We start from the raw sequence: 17,370 nt of genomic DNA, 5'->3' as shown, positions 1-17,370 counted from the left end.
CGGTGAGGAATCACCGGGGCCCCGCCGTTGTCTTTACGGGTACACCCCGGTGCTGAACGGACGAGGGTTGCCGCGCATCCCCGAGGGGTAGTACGGCTTCGACCGGTTTGCACCCGCTCCTCGCCCCAGATACGGGAGGGAAGTGACCATGATCTTGTGGGAAGCGCTCGGCTCGGTCCTCATCGGACTCGCCGTCTCCTACGGCGCCCTGCGCTGGCTGCCCGAGCGGTACGGGCAGTTCCGCTCCCGGCCCCTGACGCTGGCCACCGGTCCCGTAGCGGCGCTCTTCGGCGCCCTGCTCGCCCACTCGGTCCTCGGCCCGGGCCACACGCCGGCCACGCTGGCGGTGTCACTGGGAGTGGCCGTGGCCCTGCTGTCCCTGCTGCTGCGCCAGGGGGACCGGGCCCGCCGCTCAGCCACGGCCTGAAGAGGGCCGCAGCGGCCCGGGCCGGAGCCCGGGCCGGAGGCGTCAGGCCGCCAGGCCCAGCGCGGCCATGCGCTTGGTGTGCGCCTCGGTGATCCGGGAGAACATCTTCCCGACCTCCGCGAGGTCGAAGCCGTCGGCCACGCCGCCCACCAGCATCGTGGAGAGCGCGTCGCGGTCGGCGACCACGCGCTGCGCCTGCGAGAGCGCCTCGCCCATCAGGCGGCGCGCCCACAGCGCGAGGCGGCCGCCCACGCGCGGCTCGGCCTCGATCGCGGCGCGCACCTTCTCGACCGCGAAGGTCGCGTGGCCGGTGTCGTCCAGCACGGTCAGCACCAGGGCGCGGGTGTCGGAGTCCAGGCGGGCCGCCACCTCGCGGTAGAAGTCACTGGCGATCGAGTCGCCCACGTAGGCCTTGACCAGGCCCTCCAGCCAGTCGGACGGAGCGGTCTGGCGGTGGAACTCGTCCAGCGCGGCCGCGAAGGGCTCCATGGCGCCGGTGGGCTCCGCGTCGATCGCGGCCAGCCGGTCGCGCAGCCGCTGGAAATGGCCGAACTCCGCCGCGGCCATCTTCGCCAGCTCTGCCTTGTCGTCCAGCGTCGGGGCCAGCTTCGCGTCCTCGGCGAGGCGCTCGAAGGCGGCCAGCTCGCCGTAGGCGAGGGCGCCCAGCAGGTCCACGACCGCCGCGCGGTACTGCGGGTCGGCGGATGCCTGAGCCCAGTCCTGGGCGGCGATCCCGGTGAGCGCCTCGGCGGGCTCGTTGGCGTTCTCAGCGTTGTCGGACGTCTCCATGGAGCGCACAATAGCCCGCTTCGCAACCCGGTGAAGGCCCAGGTCAGCTACTTCATCCGGATCTGTCCGAAGGATTGTCCGGACACACATGCGCCTTTCCGGGGTACAGTGGTAATGCGCCTGTCGAGTGTGTCGGCAGGCAGTCCCATGCTGTGTCTTCCGGGGGCCTCTCTCGCCCCAGCCCCTGGACCTCCAGCGGATGCCCGGTCGGTGGCCCGATCGGCTTCCAAAACCGACCGCCCTCCGCGCGGCGCACACGAGACGTGTGCACCAGGAGGGATCCGCTCGCGGCACGTGTGCTCGAGCGAAGGCAGTGGTCCCGCGCCATCCGGCGTCCCCAGGCCGGACAGTACTCCGGCGCGGTCCGTACGACCTTGTACGACCCCCTTCGCCGCCCAGCGCCGCCGCGTCTCACAGAAGAGGCAAGATCCTGTCCACTCCTTCGAACCCCTCGACTTTCCGAGATCTGGGAATCCTCCCCGAGACTGCCGAAGCGCTCGAAGCCGTCGGCATCGTGCACCCCTTTCCGATCCAGGAGATGACGCTCCCGGTCGCCCTCTCGGGCTCCGACGTCATCGGCCAAGCCAAGACCGGCACCGGCAAGACGCTGGGCTTCGGCCTGCCCCTCCTGGAGCGCGTCGTCGTCCCCGCGGACGTCGAGGCCGGCCGGGCCGAGCCCGGGCAGCTGACCGACGCCCCGCAGGCGCTCGTCGTCGTCCCCACCCGTGAGCTGTGCCAGCAGGTCACCAACGACCTCCTGACCGCCGGCAAGGTGCGCAACGTGCGCGTCCAGGCGATCTACGGCGGCCGTGCCTACGAGCCGCAGGTCGAGGCCCTCAAGAAGGGCGTCGACGTCATCGTCGGCACCCCCGGCCGCCTGCTCGACCTCGCCGGCCAGAAGAAGCTCAGCCTCGCGCACGTCAAGGCCCTCGTCCTGGACGAGGCCGACGAGATGCTCGACCTCGGCTTCCTGCCGGACGTCGAGCGCATCATCACGATGCTCCCGGCCAAGCGTCAGACCATGCTCTTCTCGGCCACCATGCCGGGCGCGGTCATCTCCCTGGCGCGGCGGTACATGTCCCAGCCCACGCACATCCGCGCCACCTCGCCGGACGACGAGGGCCAGACGCACGCCAACATCGCGCAGCACATCTTCCGCGCCCACAACATGGACAAGCCGGAGATGGTCGCCCGCATCCTGCAGGCCGAGGGCCGCAACCGCGCGATGATCTTCTGCCGCACGAAGCGCACCGCCGCGGACATCGCCGACCAGCTCGTCCGCCGCGGCTTCGCCTCCGGCGCGGTCCACGGCGACCTCGGCCAGGGCGCCCGCGAGCAGGCGCTGCGCGCCTTCCGCAACGGCAAGGTCGACGTCCTGGTCTGCACCGACGTCGCCGCCCGCGGCATCGACGTCGACGACGTCACCCACGTCATCAACTACCAGTCCCCCGAGGACGAGAAGACCTACCTGCACCGCATCGGCCGCACCGGCCGCGCGGGCAAGTCGGGCACGGCCGTCACCCTGGTCGACTGGGACGACATCCCGCGCTGGAAGCTCATCAACAAGGCGCTCGAGCTGCCCTTCGACGAGCCGGAGGAGACCTACTCCACCTCCCCGCACCTGTACGAGGTGCTGGGCATCCCCGCCGGTACGAAGGGCATACTGCCGCGCTCCGAGCGGACCCGTGCCGGGCTCGCGGCGGAGGAGATCGAGGACCTCGGCGAGACGGGCGGCCGCGGTGCCCGCGGCGGCCGTGGCGGTGACCGTGACCGCGGCCGTGACCGTGACCGCGGCCCGCGCCAGGAGTCCGAGGAGCGTCCCGCCCGTACGCGGACGCCGCGTCAGCGCCGCCGCACCCGCGGCGGGGCCGCGCGCGGCGCCGAGACCGCGTCCGCGCCGGCCGCGACCGCCGCTCCGGTGACCGAGGGCGCGCCCGCCACGCCGTCCAAGCCGCGTCGCCGCCGCCGTACGCGCGGCGGTGCGGGCTCGGCCGCCGCCGTGACGCCGGCCGCCACGGAGACCGTGGTGACCACCGAGGCCGCCGCTCCCGCCGAGACCGTCGCGGCGCCCGCCGCGGAGGTTCCGGCCCAGCCGCGCCGCCGCCGTACGCGCGCCGCCAAGCCGGAGGCCGCTGCCGCCGTCGTGACGGCGGAGACGGTGCCGGTCGAGGCCGCGCCGGTCGTTCCGGCCCAGGAGGTCCAGGAGCAGGCCGAGGTGCAGGCCGAGGCCAAGCCGGCCCGCCGGACCCGTACCAGGAAGGCTGCCGCCGCCCCCGTGGCGGAGGTCGTCGCCGAGGCTGTCGCCGTGACCGAGGCCGTGACCGAGGCTCCGGCCGAGGCCAAGCCGAAGCGCACGCGCGCCAAGAAGGCCGCAGCCGCGCCCGCCGAGGTCGCCGTGGAGGCGACCGAGGTCGTGGAGACCGTCGAGGCCAAGCCCAAGCGCACCCGCGCCAAGAAGGCCGCCGTCGCCCCCGTAGCGGAGCCGGCCGTCGAGGCCGAGGCCGAGGTCAAGCCGAAGCGCACCCGTAAGGCCGCCGCCCCCAAGGCGGACGCCACGGAGGCGGAGGCCGTGGAGGCCAAGCCGAAGCGCACCCGCGCGAAGAAGGCCGCGGCCGCCCCCGCCGAGGTCGCCGCCGAGGCGACCGAGGTCGTGGAGACCGTCGAGGCCAAGCCCAAGCGCACCCGCGCCAAGAAGGCCGCCGTCGCCCCCGTGGCGGAGCCGGCCGTCGAGGCCGAGGCCGAGGTCAAGCCGAAGCGCACCCGCACCACCAAGAAGGCTGCGGCCGCGGTGGAGCCGGTGGCCGAGGCCGCGACCGAGGCCGTGGAGAAGCCCAAGCGGACCCGCAAGACCGCCGCGGCGAAGAAGGCCGAGGCCGAAGCCGCGGTCGGCACCGCCGAGGCCGCCGAGGCGAAGCCCAAGCGCACCCGCACCACGAAGAAGGCCGCCGCCGCCGCGCCGGCCGAGCCCGTGGCCGACGCCGAGGCCAAGCCGAAGCGCACCCGTAAGGCCGCCGCCCCCAAGGCGGACGCCACGGAGGCGCCGGCCGAGGCAGCGGCCAAGCCGAAGCGCACGCGCAAGGCCGCAGCGCCCAAGGCCGAGGCCGACGTGGACGCCTGACGCCAGGTCCGCTGGCGAAGGCCGGTCCCCCCGTTCGCGGGGGACCGGCCTTCGCCGTTTCACCGGCCGGTGGGAGTTGAGCGCCGCCGCGGCGGGCATGGGGGTTGCGCCCCGGCCCCTCCGGGGGCCGGGGCGCTCTCCGGGAAACGGCGAAAGAGCGGGGCCGCTCCCTCCGCCGCGGCGGCGCTCAGCCCGACACCGGGGAGCCCGGCGGTGCCGGACTTCCGCAATCCGCAGCGCCCGGGGCGCATCCCCCGTACCGCACCGCGTTAGCCTCGACCCATGAGCAGGCCCCCCTTCCTCACCTTGCCCCCGTGCGCCCGCGCCCACCGGCTGTCCACCCCCCGCGGGGAATTCGCCGTGCACGACGCGCAGCCCTCCTCGCCGCCGCGCGGCACCGTGCTGCTCGTGCCGGGGTTCACCGGCAGCAAGGAGGACTTCATCGCGCTGCTGGAGCCGCTCGCGGCGGCCGGGTACCGGGCCGTCGCCGTGGACGGGCGCGGGCAGCACGAGAGCGAGGGGCCGCGGGACGAGGCGGCGTACGCGCTGGGCGAGTTGGCGGGCGACGTCCGCGCCCAGGCGGAGGCCCTCGGCGGCGGCGTGCACTTGCTGGGGCACTCGCTCGGCGGGCTGATCTCCCGCGCCGCGGTGCTGGAGGACGCGTCCCCGTTCCGGTCGCTGACCATCATGAGCTGCGGCCCGGCCGCGATCTGCGCCGCGCAGCAGGAGCGCACGCGGCGCCTGGTCGCGGCGCTGGGCGCGTACGACATGGGCACGGTGTGGCTGGAGATGCGCCGGGCGGACGGGGAGAGCGCGCCGGCCGCGCCCGTCCCGCCGGAGCTCGACGCGTTCCTGCGCCGCCGCTGGATGGGCACGGTGCCCGAGCAATTGACGGCGACGGGCAGGCAGTTGACGGCCGAGCCGGACCGTACGGCGGAGCTGGCGGCGGTGCCGCTGCCCAAGCACGTGATCTCGGGTGCCGTGGACTACGCCTGGCCGGTGCCGTCGATCGACGCGATGGCGAAGGAGCTGTCGGCGGTCCGTACGGTCGTCGAGGGCGCCGAGCACTCCCCCAACGCCGAGCGCCCCGGCCCGACGGCGGAGGCGCTCGTCCGCTTCTGGGACCTGTCCTGAGCCCTGCCCCGGACCCGTCCTGGGCCCCGCTCCCCGCGCCGGTCAGCTCCGTACGGCGGTCGTGAGCGTGAAGAGCCCGCCGTCGGGGTCGCGCAGTGTCGCCTCGTGCCCCACCTGCGACTCCCCCGGCTCGGCGACGACCGTGCCGCCGGCGGCGAGCGCGGACTCGACGGCCTTCTCCACGTCGTCGACGCAGAAGTAGACGTGCCAGCGCGGCCGGATCTGCGGGTCGGGGGCGGCCTCGATGGCGCCGCCGCGCAGGCAGGCCACGGTGTGGCCGCCGGACCGCACCATGACGACTTCGTCCTCGTAGCGGACCTCGCAGCGGTCGGGCCGCCCCGTGGCCCACTCGAAGACCTCGCCGTAGAAGATGGCGGAGGCGAAGGCGTCGCGGGTGCGCAGCTCCAGCCAGGCGGGGGCGCCCTGGCGGCCGATCTGCCACTCGCGCAGGGTCTTGCCCTCCCAGAAGCCGAAGACGGCCCCGGCGGGGTCGGCGGCCAGTGCGGCGCGGCCGGGCCCGACGGTGAGCGGGCCGACGGCGACGGTGGCGCCGCGCTCGCGGATGCGCGAGGCGGTCACGTCGGCGTTCTCGACGGCGAAGTAGGAGGTCCAGGAGACGGGGACGTTGACGTTGACGCCCATGCGGCGGGCGACGTTGCTGATGCCGGCGACGGGCCTGCCGTCGGAGAGTGCGACGGAGAAGTCCTCGCCGAGGCTGCCGCGGCGGAAGGTCCAGCCCATGACGGCACCGTAGAAGGCCTGCGACGCGGCGAGGTCGCCGGTCAGCAGGCTCACCCAGCACGGCGCCCCGGGCACGGCACGGTCAGTGAGCGACATGGCCGATCGCCTCGTTTCTGTTCCGGATTACGGGTCGGGATCCCCGTCAGGGGTGCCGGGCCGGTGGCCACGACCCCCTGCCAGGGTTCCACTCGGCTTCCCCGGATGCATTTCCGGCACGCGCGTTCACCGCGGAGTTCGTCCTATCCGAGGGAGGCCCGGCCGCCTGTGCGGACGACCGCACGGCCGGGCCGCCGGAACCGGGCGGTCAGAACTGCGTGTGCAGGTGGTCCCAGAAGCCGTCCCGCAGCGCCCGCCGCAGGTCCGCGTGGCCGCGCAGGGAGAGCCCGAGCAGCGCCTCGGCCTCGACGAGCAGTTCCTGGTCGACGGCTCCGGGCAGGATGGGGTGGCCGGGCAGCAGCTCGGCGACGGTGTCGCGGCCGCGCGAGGCCAGCCACTGGGCGGCGACCTGGGCCCCGACGAAGCGCACGTCGTCGCGGCCGGGTGCGGGCCGGCCCGCGGAGGCGGCGTCCGTGAAGAGCTCCGCGGCGGGGCGCCGGGTGACGTACGGCTTGCAGAAGTCGAGGTCGAAGGTGCGCTGGCTGTCGACCTCCCACAGCAGCGGCTCGGCCTGGTTGCGCCCGCCGGTCGCCTCGATGCCCCACAGGTGGACGCGGGCGCCGTAGCCCTGGGCGGCCTCGACGGCCGAGACGAGGTCCTCGTCGCCGCCGATGAGGGCCGCGTCGCTGATGGCCCGGTGGCGGGCGAGCGACTCCAGGTCGGTGCGGATGAGGGAGTCGACGCCCTTCTGCTGGTTGTTGGCGTTGAGGTTGCCCAGGCGGACCTTGACGTCGGGGAGCTCGGCGATGCGCTGCTGCTCGGTGGTGTGGATGCGGCGGCGGGCGCCGTCGTACCAGTAGACGCGCAGCAGCCGGCTGTCGGGGAAGATCGTGCGCGCCCGGTCGATGAACGCCTCGATCAGCCCTTCGGCGTCGAGGTCGAAGGAGCGGCGGTCCTCGGTGCCGGCGACGAGGCGACCCGCCGCGGCGTACACGTAGCCGGCGTCGACGAAGATCGCGTGGGTGGACGGGGTGGTGGCGACCTCGGCCAGGACGCGCGTCAGGAGGTCGTTGGTGCGCTCGACTGCGGCGGCGATCGCGTGCAGGTCGGGGGAGTCAGCCATAGGATGTCATCTCGTTCGGTTACACGCCGGACACGTTCCGTTGCACGGATTTAACAACTCTTAGTCAAGTTAAAAATTTCCTTAGCGTAGGGAATGGTTTCAGGGGTAACCTCGTTGTACCCGTACGGAACGCGCCCCGCCGACGCGGCGTGCTCCGTCAGCCATGCAGTTCTCCTCAGGAGGATCAGACGAAGGGAGAAGCCCTTGCGCTTCGAAATCATGCGCCTGGACGACGTCGACGGCTCGGCCGTCGACAGCACCGTCGTGGACGCCGCCTCCGTCAACCGGATCGTGCAGCAGGCCGCTTCCACCGGCCAGCGCATCTACATCCGCCCAGCCACCTCCGCGGCACAGTAGCGGGCACAGTAGCGCCGACGCTCCTTCGCGAACGACGACACCCCCGTACGGACTGCCCGTACGGGGGTGTCGTCGTTCGCCGCCCGTGCGGCAGGGCCGTCAGTTGGCCGCGATCACCTGCGTGACGCCGTTGATGATCTGCTGGACGGCGAGCGCCGAGAGCATCATGCCCGCGAGCCGCGTCACCAGCACCACACCGCCGTCCTTGATCACCCGGATGATCAGCAGCGAGTAGCGCATCACCAGCCACAGCACGATGTGCATGGCGGCGATCGCCGACCACACCGAGATCTGCCCGCCGACGGAGTCCGCGTGCTGCACCGCGAGGATCACCGAGACGATGGCGCCCGGGCCGGCCAGCAGCGGCATGCCGAGCGGCACGAGCGCCACGTTGACGTCCTTGGTCTGCGTCGGCTCCTCCGACTTGCCCGTGAGCAGGTCCAGCGCGATCAGCAGCAGGAGCAGACCTCCCGCGATCATCAGGGCGGGGGTGGTGATGTGCAGGTAGTCCAGGATCTGCTGGCCGCAGATGCCGAAGACGGTGATCACGCCGAAGGCGACCGCGGCCGCCTGCCAGGCCATCCGGCGCTGGACCTTGGCCGGGCGGCCCGAGGTGAGCGCCAGGAAGATCGGGGTGATCCCCGGCGGGTCCATGATCACGAAAAGGGTGAGGAAGAGGGATCCGAAGACGGCGAAGTCGAACACAGTTGAGCCTTGCGGGAGTGGGTGGTGCGAGCAGGTGCGGGACGCCCGCCGGGCCCGTACGGGCGTACGGACGGCGCGGGCAGGGGCGTACGGGCGCGGTCACCCGCGCACGGCATCACTGGGATGGGGACGTGCGGACGCGACCGGACCCGGAAGAGGGGTGGGTGCGGTCAGCCGCCGGCGCCGGGGACGGGGAACGCGCCCGTGGCCCGGCGCGTGATCTCGCCGTAGATTTCCGGATCGGTGGTGAACTCGCCGAGCGCGCAGGTCTTGCGGCTGCCGTGGTAGTCGCTGGAGCCGGTGGTCAGCAGGGAGAGGTCGGCGGCCAGGCCGCGCAGCCGGGCGCGGGTCGGGGCGTCGTGGTCCATGTGGTCGACCTCGATGCCGTCGAGCCCGGCCGAGGCCAGCTCGGCTATCGCGCTCTCGGAGGCGCAGTTGCCGCGCTTGAGCGCGAACGGGTGCGCCAGGACGGTGACCCCGCCGGCCGCCTTGACCAGGCGGATCGCGTCGAAGGGGTCCAGCTCGTGCTTCTCGACGAAGGCGCGGCCGTCGCCGGCGAGCCACTCGGAGGTGAAGGCCTCGGAGACGCTGCCCACGACGCCCAGCTCGACCATGGCGCTGGCCACGTGCGGCCGGCCGACGGCGCCGTCGCCCGCGATCTGCGCCACGCGCTCCCAGCGGACCGGGACGCCGAGCTCGTTGAGCTTGGCGACCATGGCGCGGGCGCGGGGGACGCGGTCGTCGCGGACGAGGTCCCGCTCGCGGGCCAGCTCGGGCTCCAGCGGGTCGAAGAGGTAGGCCAGCATGTGGACGCTGAAGCCGTCCGGGCCGCCGAGCCTGCAGGAGAGCTCCGCACCGGTGACCAGGGTCAGCCCGGCGGGGAGCGCCGCGATCGCCTCGGCGTGACCGCCGACGCCGTCGTGGTCGGTGAGCGCCACGACGTCCAGCCCGGCGGCGGCCGCGTTGCGGACCAGCTCGGCGGGGGTGTCCGTACCGTCCGAGGCCGTGGAGTGGGTGTGCAGGTCGATGCGCACGACACGGCTCCTCACGACGGACGGCGGACAGGGACCGGTTCAGGATAACCGGCGCGAGGACTCGCGCCGCGCTGTTCATCCGCCGCAGGCGGCAGCAGGAGGAGGGCTCATCCGCCGCAGGCGGCAGCAGGAGGAGGGCCCGGCGCCCGGGCGGCGGCGGGCCGCGGGCCGGAGGGAGGGCAGGTGGTGGGGCGGCGGCGGGGCGCAGGCCTAGCGGCTCGCCGGTGGCAGGAGGCGGGGGGACAAGGCCCCGCAGGGCAGGAGGTCCACCTCCGCCCCCGCGTCCCGCAGGTCCGTGAGGACCAGCTCGTCGTACATCAGCAGTCCCGACTGCTCCGGCCAGACCACGGCCCACAGCCACAGCCCGCGCGCCTCGCCCGCGAAGACGGCCCGGTCCTCCGGGGCGCCCTCGACGTGCCACAGGGGGGTGGGGCGGCCGGCGGCGTGGACCTTGGCGTGCGGGGAGCGGTCGACGCGGAGGTAGGGGCCGGGGTCGGGGCCGGCGACGCCCGCGTAGCGCGCGCCGAGGCCGACGCCGAGCTCCTCGGCGACGAGCAACAGCTCACCGGGGCCGCCGAGGGGGCTGGGGCCGGAGCAGGCGACGGCGGTGGCCCGCCCGCCGCTGCGGTCGTCCCCCGCGCAGACCACGCCGGTGAAGAGCCAGCCAACGGGCAGGGGCCAGGGCATCCACACGGGCACCCGGGCCCGGTTGACGACGACGCCCAGGGCCTCCACGCTCGGCGGGACGACGGGCTGCAGAGGGTGCACCGTGCCGTGGACGTCGCACTGCCAGGAGTCGGCGAAGAGACCGGGCGCTCGCACCCGGCCACCGCACTTCGGGCAACTGGGTTCGCCCCTCATAACCTCCAACGGTCCTCCCAGGCGCCCGCCGCGTCAAGGACGATCACCCGTCCGGACGTCGGCGGCCCGGCCGGTCACCCCAGGGGTACCCCGGAGCGCATCGGGTCACGCAGATCGGTGCCGTTGCGCAGCCACCGCTCCTGCAGCGCCTCCGCTCCCTGCACCCTCTTCCAGGCCGCCTCGTTGGGGGTCATCGGCAGCAGCGGGAGGAAGCGGACGGGGTCCATGGGCTCGTCCAGCTCCAGGTCCTCGACCAGGCCCCCGGACTCGGCGACGAGGACGGAGGTGAAGGGCGCTCCGGGCCAGAGCGGTTCCCCGGTGTCGAGCGAGGCGCCGGGCGCCACGATCAGGCCCTCCACCTGGGGGGAGGCGGCGAGGACGGCCAGGGGGCGCAGCACCTTGTCCGTATCGGCGCGGCCGCCGCGGACGGAGAGGACCAGCTCGGCGCGGGGACCGCGCAGGGGGTCCGCGATCACGGCCGTCGGGTCGGCCATCGGCTGGGCGGACATGCCGAGCGTGGCGTAGCGCACGACGTCCCCGTCATGGAAGCGGAGGACCTCGATCCGGTCCGTGCCGAGGAAGGTCACCGCTGCGCGCGCGTCCGGTTCGCCCAGGGCTGTCCGGAGCCGGGCCTCGACCAGTGCGAGAACGTCTGACATGCAGTGAGCATAGAACGCGTATCGAACGGGCAAAGGAGGGTATTGACGGGTTCAGTGGCTGCTAGCCTTGACCTCTGGTCAGGGAGTTACGTTCGTCCCTCAGCGGGGACCGGCCGGAGGAGGTGGGGCTGCGGTGGATCCTAGTCGACCGTGCAGTACCGACAGTTCTCCCGTCCCTTCGCTCCGGACGCACTCCTCGTGATCTGAGATCTTCCGCCTCTCGGCAGTGCCGCCGACGTTTTCCCGGAAGTTCCTCTGCGCCCGCAGCGCCGACGGAAGAGCGCCTTCGTCCCGCTTTGTTCCGTGTTCTCCGCGAAGTTCTCTGCTTCTCTGCGAAGTTCTCCGCGAACTGCCGTCAGCCTCGCCGCACCGCACGAAGCGCCGTCCGATTTGCGGACGTGTCCCGCACACGGCCTCCCCGCCGTCCAGGGCCTCACGTCCACGTTCCGGGCCGCGTTGCACTCGCGCTCCGCACCGGCTGGCGGCCGGCCCGTGAAGGAGCCCTGCCATGTCGATGATCCGTGATCTGCGCGAGGCCGTCCGCCCCGCCCTGCGCCGCGGCGCCCTGCCGTACGAGTACGACTCGACCCGGGACCCGTCCGTCAGCAGTGCGGTCGTCGACTGCGCCGTCTACCGCGACGGCAAGCGCCTCAGCGACCACGTCAGCCCCGCCGAGGCGATGCGCCGGGTGCGGGCCGGCGGCGGATTCGCCTGGATCGGGCTGCACGAGCCGACAGAGCGTGAGTTCTCGGGCATCGCCGCGGAGTTCGGGCTGCACCCGCTCGCCGTGGAGGACGCCGTCCACGCCCACCAGCGGCCCAAGCTGGAACGTTACGACGACACGCTGTTCACCGTCTTCAAGACCATCCACTACGTCGAGCACGCCGAGCTCACCGCCACCAGCGAGGTCGTCGAGACCGGCGAGGTGATGTGCTTCACCGGGCCGGACTTCATCATCACCGTCCGGCACGGCGGCCAGGGCTCGCTGCGCGCGCTGCGCCACCGCCTCCAGGACGACCCGGAGCTGCTGTCCAAGGGCCCCTCCGCCGTCCTGCACGCCATCGCCGACCAGGTCGTGGACGGCTACATCGCCGTCGCCGACGCCGTGCAGGACGACATCGACGAGGTGGAGATCGACGTCTTCTCGCCGGCCGGCAAGGGCGCCTCGCGCGGCGGCGACGCGGGCCGGATCTACCAGCTCAAGCGCGAGGTGCTGGAGTTCAAGCGCGCGGTCGCCCCGCTGCTGCGGCCGATGCAGCAGCTCAGCGAGCGGCCGATGCGGCTGGTCGACCCGGACATCCAGAAGTACTTCCGGGACGTCGCCGACCACCTCGCCCGCGTCCACGAGCAGGTCCTGTCCTTCGACGACCTGCTGAACTCCATCCTCCAGGCCAACCTCGCGCAGGCGTCGGTGGCGCAGAACGAGGACATGCGGAAGATCACGTCATGGGCGGCGATCTTCGCCGTGCCGACGATGATCGCCGGGATCTACGGGATGAACTTCGACCACATGCCGGAGCTGCACTGGAAGTACGGCTATCCGGCGGTCATGGTCGTCACGGTCGCCATCTGTGTGACGATCCACCGCGGCTTCAAGCGGAACGGCTGGCTCTAGCCTTCCCCGGCCCGTCCTCGGGTTCTCGGCCCGTCCCCGGCCCAGTCCCGGCCCGTCCGCGGCCTTCTCAGCCCTTCTTCGCCGCGCGGCCGGCCATGATGACGAGGCCCAGCCCGGCCAGGATCACCGCCAGCGCCGGGTAGGAGGCGACGGGCGGGGTCTGCCCCAGCCACAGCGCGGCGATCAGGGCCGCGCCGGGGGTCTCCAGGAGGATCGCCGTCGAGGTGACGGACGGGCCGAGCCCCTTGACCACGCGGTTGATCAGCGAGTGCCCGAGCAGCTGCGCGGTGACCGTCAGCACCGCCAGCTTCAGCCAGGTGTCCCCGCTGTAGCCCGCGAGGGACGAGCCGGAGAACAGGCACGCCGCGAGCAGCAGGACGGTCGTCGTCGCGTAGCAGACGTAGCTGTACGTGACCGTGCCCACCGTCCGGCGCACCTCCGCGCCCAGCAGGACGTAGCCGGCGGCCGCCATGCCGCCCGCGAGGGCCAGCGCGTCGCCCGCCAGGGCCCGCGGGGACAGGGACAGGTCGACGCCGGTCAGGATCACCACGCCCAGGAAGGCCAGGGCGGTGCCCGCCCACACCAGCGCGGGAGGCCGGTGGCCGCGCAGGCGCATCAGGAGCGTCGTCCAGATCGGGGTGGTGGTGACCAGGGCGGTCGAGGACGCCACCGACGTCATGTGCAGGCTCGGCAGCCACACCCCGAAGTGCACGGCCAGGAGCGCGCCGGCGGCCACGGCCAGCAGCAGGTTGCGGCGGCCGATGCCGCGGAGCTCGGCGCGGTGCCGGACGAGCGCGAGGGGGGTCAGGGCGCCCACGGCCATGGCGTTGCGCCAGAACGCGATGGCCAGGGCGGGGGCCGCGGTCGCGGCGATCAGGGGAGCCGACAGGGAGATGCCGGAGATGGCTATCGCGAGCAGGAAGAGGTCCGTACGGACGGCGGGATGGGGGTGGGCGTTCTGCGCCCCGGCGGCGGTCGCGCCGGTCGGGGCGTCGCTGCGCGTACGGGCACTGGTCACCCGTCCAGGGTAGATCTCCTGGTCGCGGGCACCGGCGCATACAGTAGGCCGCATGACACAGACGCAGGAGCTGCTCGACCGGGCGCTCATCGAGGAGGCCACGAAGAAGTCCGGCCTCATCTGGGTGCAGGGACCGGCGGGGCCGAGCCGTGCGCTGTGGCACGTGTGGCACGAGGGTGCCGTCCACGTCGTGGGCGGCGCCGGTGAGCAGCCCCTGGACGACCTCGGGCTCGCCGACGGCGCCGAGGCGACGGTGACCGTCCGCAGCAAGGACAAGGGCGGGCGCCTGGTCTCCTGGAGCGCGCGCGTCGCCGAGCTCCCGGCGGGGGGCGAGGCGTGGACGGCGGCGGTCGCCGAGCTGAAGGCGAAGCGGCTGAACGCGCCGGACGCGGAGCGGGTCACGGAGCGGTGGGCCGAGGGCTGCCGCGTCCTGCGCCTGGAGCCCTCCGGGGCCACGGCGGCGCTCCCCGACACGGCCCTGGCGGCCCGCCCTCTGCCCACTCCGGCGACGACGCGACTGCCGATGCCGGCGGCACTGCCGAAACTCCTCCGGAGGGGCCGCCGCGCAGGCCGCTAGCAGCGGCTGTCATTCCGGGCGCCCCGCAGGCCTCCGCCGCAGCGGCGCCCGGCCAGGACACACCGGACCGGGGGTGCCGGACCGGGGGTGCCGGACCGGCCTTGCTTCGAGCGTTGCGCACAGCACGGCACCGCCGGACACCGCCGGACACCGCCATCGGGCGTCTCGCCATCGCGGCGGAAACACATGGCGTGGCCGAGCCGAGAGGCCCTGTACGGAGGCCCGGTACGCCGGAAGGCGGCGCGGACGCGCCGCCCTACTTCGCCGGGGCCGGCAGGGACGCGCCCTCGCCCGCGGCGGGGATCCGCTTGCCGTAGTCGACCGTGTCCTGCTTCGGCGGGGGCGTCAGGGCGAAGTCCTTGCCCCAGTCCGACAGTTCCAGCTGGCCCGCCCCGCCCGCGCGCCGGACGCGCAGGGGGTAGGGCGTGTCCATGAGGGAGACGTCGAGCGTGCCGCCCGAGCCGCCGGCGCCGTTGACCCGGATGGTCGGGACGCCGGCCACCGTGCCGTGCTCCCCGCGGGCGAGCTTGCCGTGCAGGCCGATGAGCCCGTCGAGCAGGACGTTCTTGTCGGTGAAGCCCTTGAACTGCTGGTACGCGGGGTCGCCGGCCGGCACCTTCACGTACTTCTTCTCCAGCTTGCCCGCGGCGGCCGCGCCGTCCCCCGTGGCGCCCGTGGCGCCCTTGGCCCCCTTGTCGTCCTTGTCGCCGCGCGACCAGAACGCGGCGGGCGCCTTGAGGAAGAGCTCGTCGCCGACCCGCAGCAGCTCGAAGGTGCTGGCGTCGGAGGCGACCCGCCCCGTCCCGCCGTCCCGCTTCAGCCGCATGTCGAGCTTGTAGGTGCGCCCCTGGCTGACGACGCTGCCGGAGAGGTGGACGGAGGAGGCCTCCCGAGCCGCCGACCGCGCCTTGTCCTGGATCTTCGCGGGGTCGAGCCTGCCGACGCCGTTGGTCCCGGCGTCGGGGTCCTTGGTGCCACCACCGCCGCCGCAGCCGGTGAGCACCACGGACAGGCCGGCGCACAGCGCTCCCACGAGAGCCGCCTTCCGGGTTCGCACGTCGCTCCTGCCTCCTGTTCAGCCCTGTTCAGCCGCTGGAGTACGGCAGCGTACCCGTGCCGCCCGCAGGCGGAAGCAAGCAGTCCGGACGGGCGTCTCCCCCGCGCCGGGGAGAACCCGGTCACGTTAGCCTGAACCGGACACCGGACCACGGAGGAGGTGCGCGGCATGGCGGCAGGCGCCCACCGGGTCTTCGTGTCGCACCTCTCGGGCGTGGCGGTCTTCGACCCCAACGGCGACCAGGTGGGCCGCGTCCAGGACCTCGTCGCGATGCTCCGCGTCGGCGGCCGGCCGCCCCGCGTCCTGGGCCTGGTCGTGGAGGTCGTCAGCCGCCGCCGGATCTTCCTGCCCATGACGCGGGTGACCGGAGTGGAGTCCGGCCAGGTCATCACCACCGGCGTGATCAACATGCGGCGCTTCGAACAGCGCCCCACCGAGACCCTGGTCCTCGGCGAGCTGCTCGACCGGCGCGTACGTCTGGTCGACGGGGGCGAGGAGGTGACCGTCCTCGATGTAGCGATCATCCAGCTGCCCGCCCGCCGCGACTGGGAGATCGACAAGGTCTTCGTGCGCCGCGGCAAGGGCGGGGCGCTGCGCCGCAAGGGAGAGACGCTCACCGTCGAGTGGTCGGCCGTCACCGGCTTCTCCCTGGAGGAGCACGGGCAGGGCGCCGCGAGCCTCCTCGCGACGTTCGAGCGGCTGCGCCCGGCCGACCTCGCCAGCGTCCTGCACCACCTCTCCCCCAAACGCCGCTCGGAGGTCGCGGCGGCGCTGGACGACGACCGGCTCGCGGACGTCCTGGAGGAGCTCCCGGAGGACGACCAGATCGAGATCCTCGGCAAGCTCAAGGAGGAGCGCGCCGCGGACGTCCTGGAGGCCATGGACCCGGACGACGCGGCCGACCTGCTCTCGGAGCTCCCGGAGGACGACAAGGAGCGGCTGCTGACCCTCATGCAGCCGGACGAGGCGGCGGACGTGCGCCGCCTCCTGGCGTACGAGGAGCGGACCGCGGGCGGTCTGATGACGACCGAGCCGATCGTGCTGCGCCCGGACGCGACCGTCGCCGACGCCCTCGCGCGCGTGCGCAACCGCGACCTCTCCCCCGCGCTGGCCGCCCAGGTGTACGTGTGCCGGCCGCCGGACGAGACCCCCACCGGCAAGTACCTGGGCACGGTCCACTTCCAGCGCCTGCTGCGCGACCCGCCCTTCACCCTCGTCGGCGCGCTCGTGGACACCGATCTGCGGCCCCTCCCGCCGGACACTCCCCTGCCGGCCGTCACCAGCTACCTCGCGACGTACAACATGGTCGCCGCGCCCGTCGTCGACGAGAGCGGCTCCCTGCTGGGGGCGGTCACCGTCGACGACGTGCTGGACCACCTGCTGCCCGAGGACTGGCGCGAGACCGAGCTGCACCACGGGGCGCCGGGCATGACCGAGCTGCCGGAGGCCGTCGATGGCGGGCAATGAGCGGGGGCGCGAGGGCACCCCGGGGCACCGCCCCGACCGGGCCGAGCGCGTCCGGGCGCAGTCGGAGGCCGTGCACCCCCACCCGCACCCCCGCCCGCGCGTCCGGCTGGACCTGCCGCGGGTCAAGCGGCGCGGCTGGCTGCCGGAGTACGACCCGGAGGCGTTCGGCCGCACCTCGGAGCGGATCGCGCGCTTCCTGGGGACGGGGCGGTTCATCGTCTGGATGACGGTCGTCATCATCCTGTGGGTGGTGTGGAACACCTCCGCCCCCGGGCACCTGCGGTTCGACAACTATCCCTTCATCTTCCTGACCCTGATGCTGTCGCTGCAGGCCTCGTACGCGGCGCCGCTGATCCTCCTCGCGCAGAACCGCCAGGACGACCGCGACCGGGTCAACCTGGAGCAGGACCGCAAGCAGAACGAGCGGTCGATCGCGGACACGGAGTACCTCACCCGGGAGATCGCCGCGCTGCGGATGGGCCTCGGCGAGGTCGCGACGCGCGACTGGATCCGCTCCGAGTTCCAGGAGCTCGTCAAGGATCTGGAACAGCGCCGCGTATTCCCCGCGGAGAGTGAGGAACGCGACCGCTGA

General features: G+C 73.4%; 17 protein-coding genes. 8 read left to right on the top strand and 9 right to left on the bottom strand.

Translation table 11 applies throughout. The features are described from left to right. Positions 1–148: 148 nt before the first annotated feature. A complete protein-coding gene (locus NQU55_RS10965; RefSeq protein ID WP_179082515.1) occupies positions 149–427 on the top strand; it encodes a hypothetical protein in 279 nt (92 codons plus the stop codon). A 42-nt stretch (positions 428–469) separates the two neighbouring features. Here NQU55_RS10965 and NQU55_RS10960 read toward each other — a convergent pair whose 3' ends face one another. Further along, positions 470–1,216 carry a ferritin-like fold-containing protein gene (locus NQU55_RS10960; protein ID WP_058046122.1) on the bottom strand — a complete coding sequence of 249 codons (747 nt, stop codon included), beginning with the start codon at positions 1,214–1,216 and terminating at the stop codon, positions 470–472. A gap of 538 nt (positions 1,217–1,754) precedes the next feature. Here NQU55_RS10960 and NQU55_RS10955 point away from each other — a divergent pair. Further along, on the top strand, positions 1,755–4,334 hold the full coding sequence (locus NQU55_RS10955; protein WP_256790376.1) for a DEAD/DEAH box helicase: 2,580 nt from the start codon (positions 1,755–1,757) through the stop codon (positions 4,332–4,334). A gap of 282 nt (positions 4,335–4,616) precedes the next feature. Continuing rightward, on the top strand, positions 4,617–5,468 hold the full coding sequence (locus NQU55_RS10950) for an alpha/beta fold hydrolase (protein ID WP_168096537.1): 852 nt from the start codon (positions 4,617–4,619) through the stop codon (positions 5,466–5,468). Positions 5,469–5,510: 42 nt separating this feature from the next. On the opposite strand, the gene NQU55_RS10945 is transcribed toward NQU55_RS10950, so the two are convergent. Both NQU55_RS10945 and NQU55_RS10940 read right to left on the bottom strand, forming a co-directional pair. Next, positions 5,511–6,305, bottom strand: coding sequence for a VOC family protein (locus tag NQU55_RS10945; RefSeq protein ID WP_168096536.1), 795 nt, complete (start codon positions 6,303–6,305; stop codon positions 5,511–5,513). 208 nt (positions 6,306–6,513) lie between these two features. After that, positions 6,514–7,428, bottom strand: a complete 915-nt coding sequence (locus tag NQU55_RS10940; RefSeq protein WP_256790373.1) for an NYN domain-containing protein — start codon at positions 7,426–7,428, stop codon at positions 6,514–6,516. Positions 7,429–7,632: 204 nt separating this feature from the next. Here NQU55_RS10940 and NQU55_RS10935 point away from each other — a divergent pair, with 204 nt between their 5' ends. After that, positions 7,633–7,785 carry a DUF8834 family protein gene (locus tag NQU55_RS10935; protein ID WP_168090753.1) on the top strand — a complete coding sequence of 51 codons (153 nt, stop codon included), beginning with the start codon at positions 7,633–7,635 and terminating at the stop codon, positions 7,783–7,785. 99 nt (positions 7,786–7,884) lie between these two features. On the opposite strand, the gene NQU55_RS10930 is transcribed toward NQU55_RS10935, so the two are convergent. From NQU55_RS10930 to NQU55_RS10915, 4 genes are all read right to left on the bottom strand, one after another. Further along, entirely contained in the window at positions 7,885–8,490 is a 606-nt protein-coding gene (locus NQU55_RS10930; RefSeq protein ID WP_168090752.1) for a MarC family protein, read from the bottom strand. A gap of 170 nt (positions 8,491–8,660) precedes the next feature. Continuing rightward, positions 8,661–9,524: a PHP domain-containing protein gene (locus tag NQU55_RS10925; RefSeq protein ID WP_168090751.1), complete on the bottom strand. Its 864-nt coding sequence runs from the start codon at positions 9,522–9,524 to the stop codon at positions 8,661–8,663. Positions 9,525–9,734: 210 nt separating this feature from the next. After that, a complete protein-coding gene (locus NQU55_RS10920; RefSeq protein ID WP_168090750.1) occupies positions 9,735–10,385 on the bottom strand; it encodes a DUF6758 family protein in 651 nt (216 codons plus the stop codon). A gap of 74 nt (positions 10,386–10,459) precedes the next feature. After that, a complete protein-coding gene (locus tag NQU55_RS10915; RefSeq protein WP_168090749.1) occupies positions 10,460–11,044 on the bottom strand; it encodes a suppressor of fused domain protein in 585 nt (194 codons plus the stop codon). 508 nt (positions 11,045–11,552) lie between these two features. Here NQU55_RS10915 and NQU55_RS10910 point away from each other — a divergent pair. Next, positions 11,553–12,659, top strand: coding sequence for a magnesium and cobalt transport protein CorA (locus NQU55_RS10910; protein ID WP_168090748.1), 1,107 nt, complete (start codon positions 11,553–11,555; stop codon positions 12,657–12,659). A 67-nt stretch (positions 12,660–12,726) separates the two neighbouring features. On the opposite strand, the gene NQU55_RS10905 is transcribed toward NQU55_RS10910, so the two are convergent. Continuing rightward, the gene (locus NQU55_RS10905; protein ID WP_256790367.1) at positions 12,727–13,677 is read right to left on the bottom strand and encodes a DMT family transporter; all 951 of its coding nucleotides are present in this window, start codon (positions 13,675–13,677) and stop codon (positions 12,727–12,729) included. Between the two features lie 52 nt (positions 13,678–13,729). On the opposite strand from NQU55_RS10905, the gene NQU55_RS10900 reads away from it, so the two are divergent. Beyond that, positions 13,730–14,254: a hypothetical protein gene (locus NQU55_RS10900; RefSeq protein WP_168090746.1), complete on the top strand. Its 525-nt coding sequence runs from the start codon at positions 13,730–13,732 to the stop codon at positions 14,252–14,254. 256 nt (positions 14,255–14,510) lie between these two features. Here NQU55_RS10900 and NQU55_RS10895 read toward each other — a convergent pair whose 3' ends face one another. Next, entirely contained in the window at positions 14,511–15,311 is an 801-nt protein-coding gene (locus tag NQU55_RS10895) for a hypothetical protein (RefSeq protein WP_168090745.1), read from the bottom strand. A 168-nt stretch (positions 15,312–15,479) separates the two neighbouring features. Between NQU55_RS10895 and NQU55_RS10890 the strand changes: the two genes are divergently transcribed. Both NQU55_RS10890 and NQU55_RS10885 read left to right on the top strand, forming a co-directional pair. Continuing rightward, positions 15,480–16,778 carry a magnesium transporter MgtE N-terminal domain-containing protein gene (locus tag NQU55_RS10890; protein WP_168090744.1) on the top strand — a complete coding sequence of 433 codons (1,299 nt, stop codon included), beginning with the start codon at positions 15,480–15,482 and terminating at the stop codon, positions 16,776–16,778. Then, positions 16,765–17,370, top strand: coding sequence for a DUF1003 domain-containing protein (locus NQU55_RS10885; protein ID WP_206328823.1), 606 nt, complete (start codon positions 16,765–16,767; stop codon positions 17,368–17,370). Before NQU55_RS10890 ends, NQU55_RS10885 begins: the two co-directional genes overlap by 14 nt.

The organism is Streptomyces telluris (assembly GCF_024519335.1).
GTDB lineage: Bacteria > Actinomycetota > Actinomycetes > Streptomycetales > Streptomycetaceae > Streptomyces > Streptomyces telluris.
Note: the sequence above shows the minus strand (reverse complement) of the source record. Positions and strands in the feature narration are given on the sequence as shown.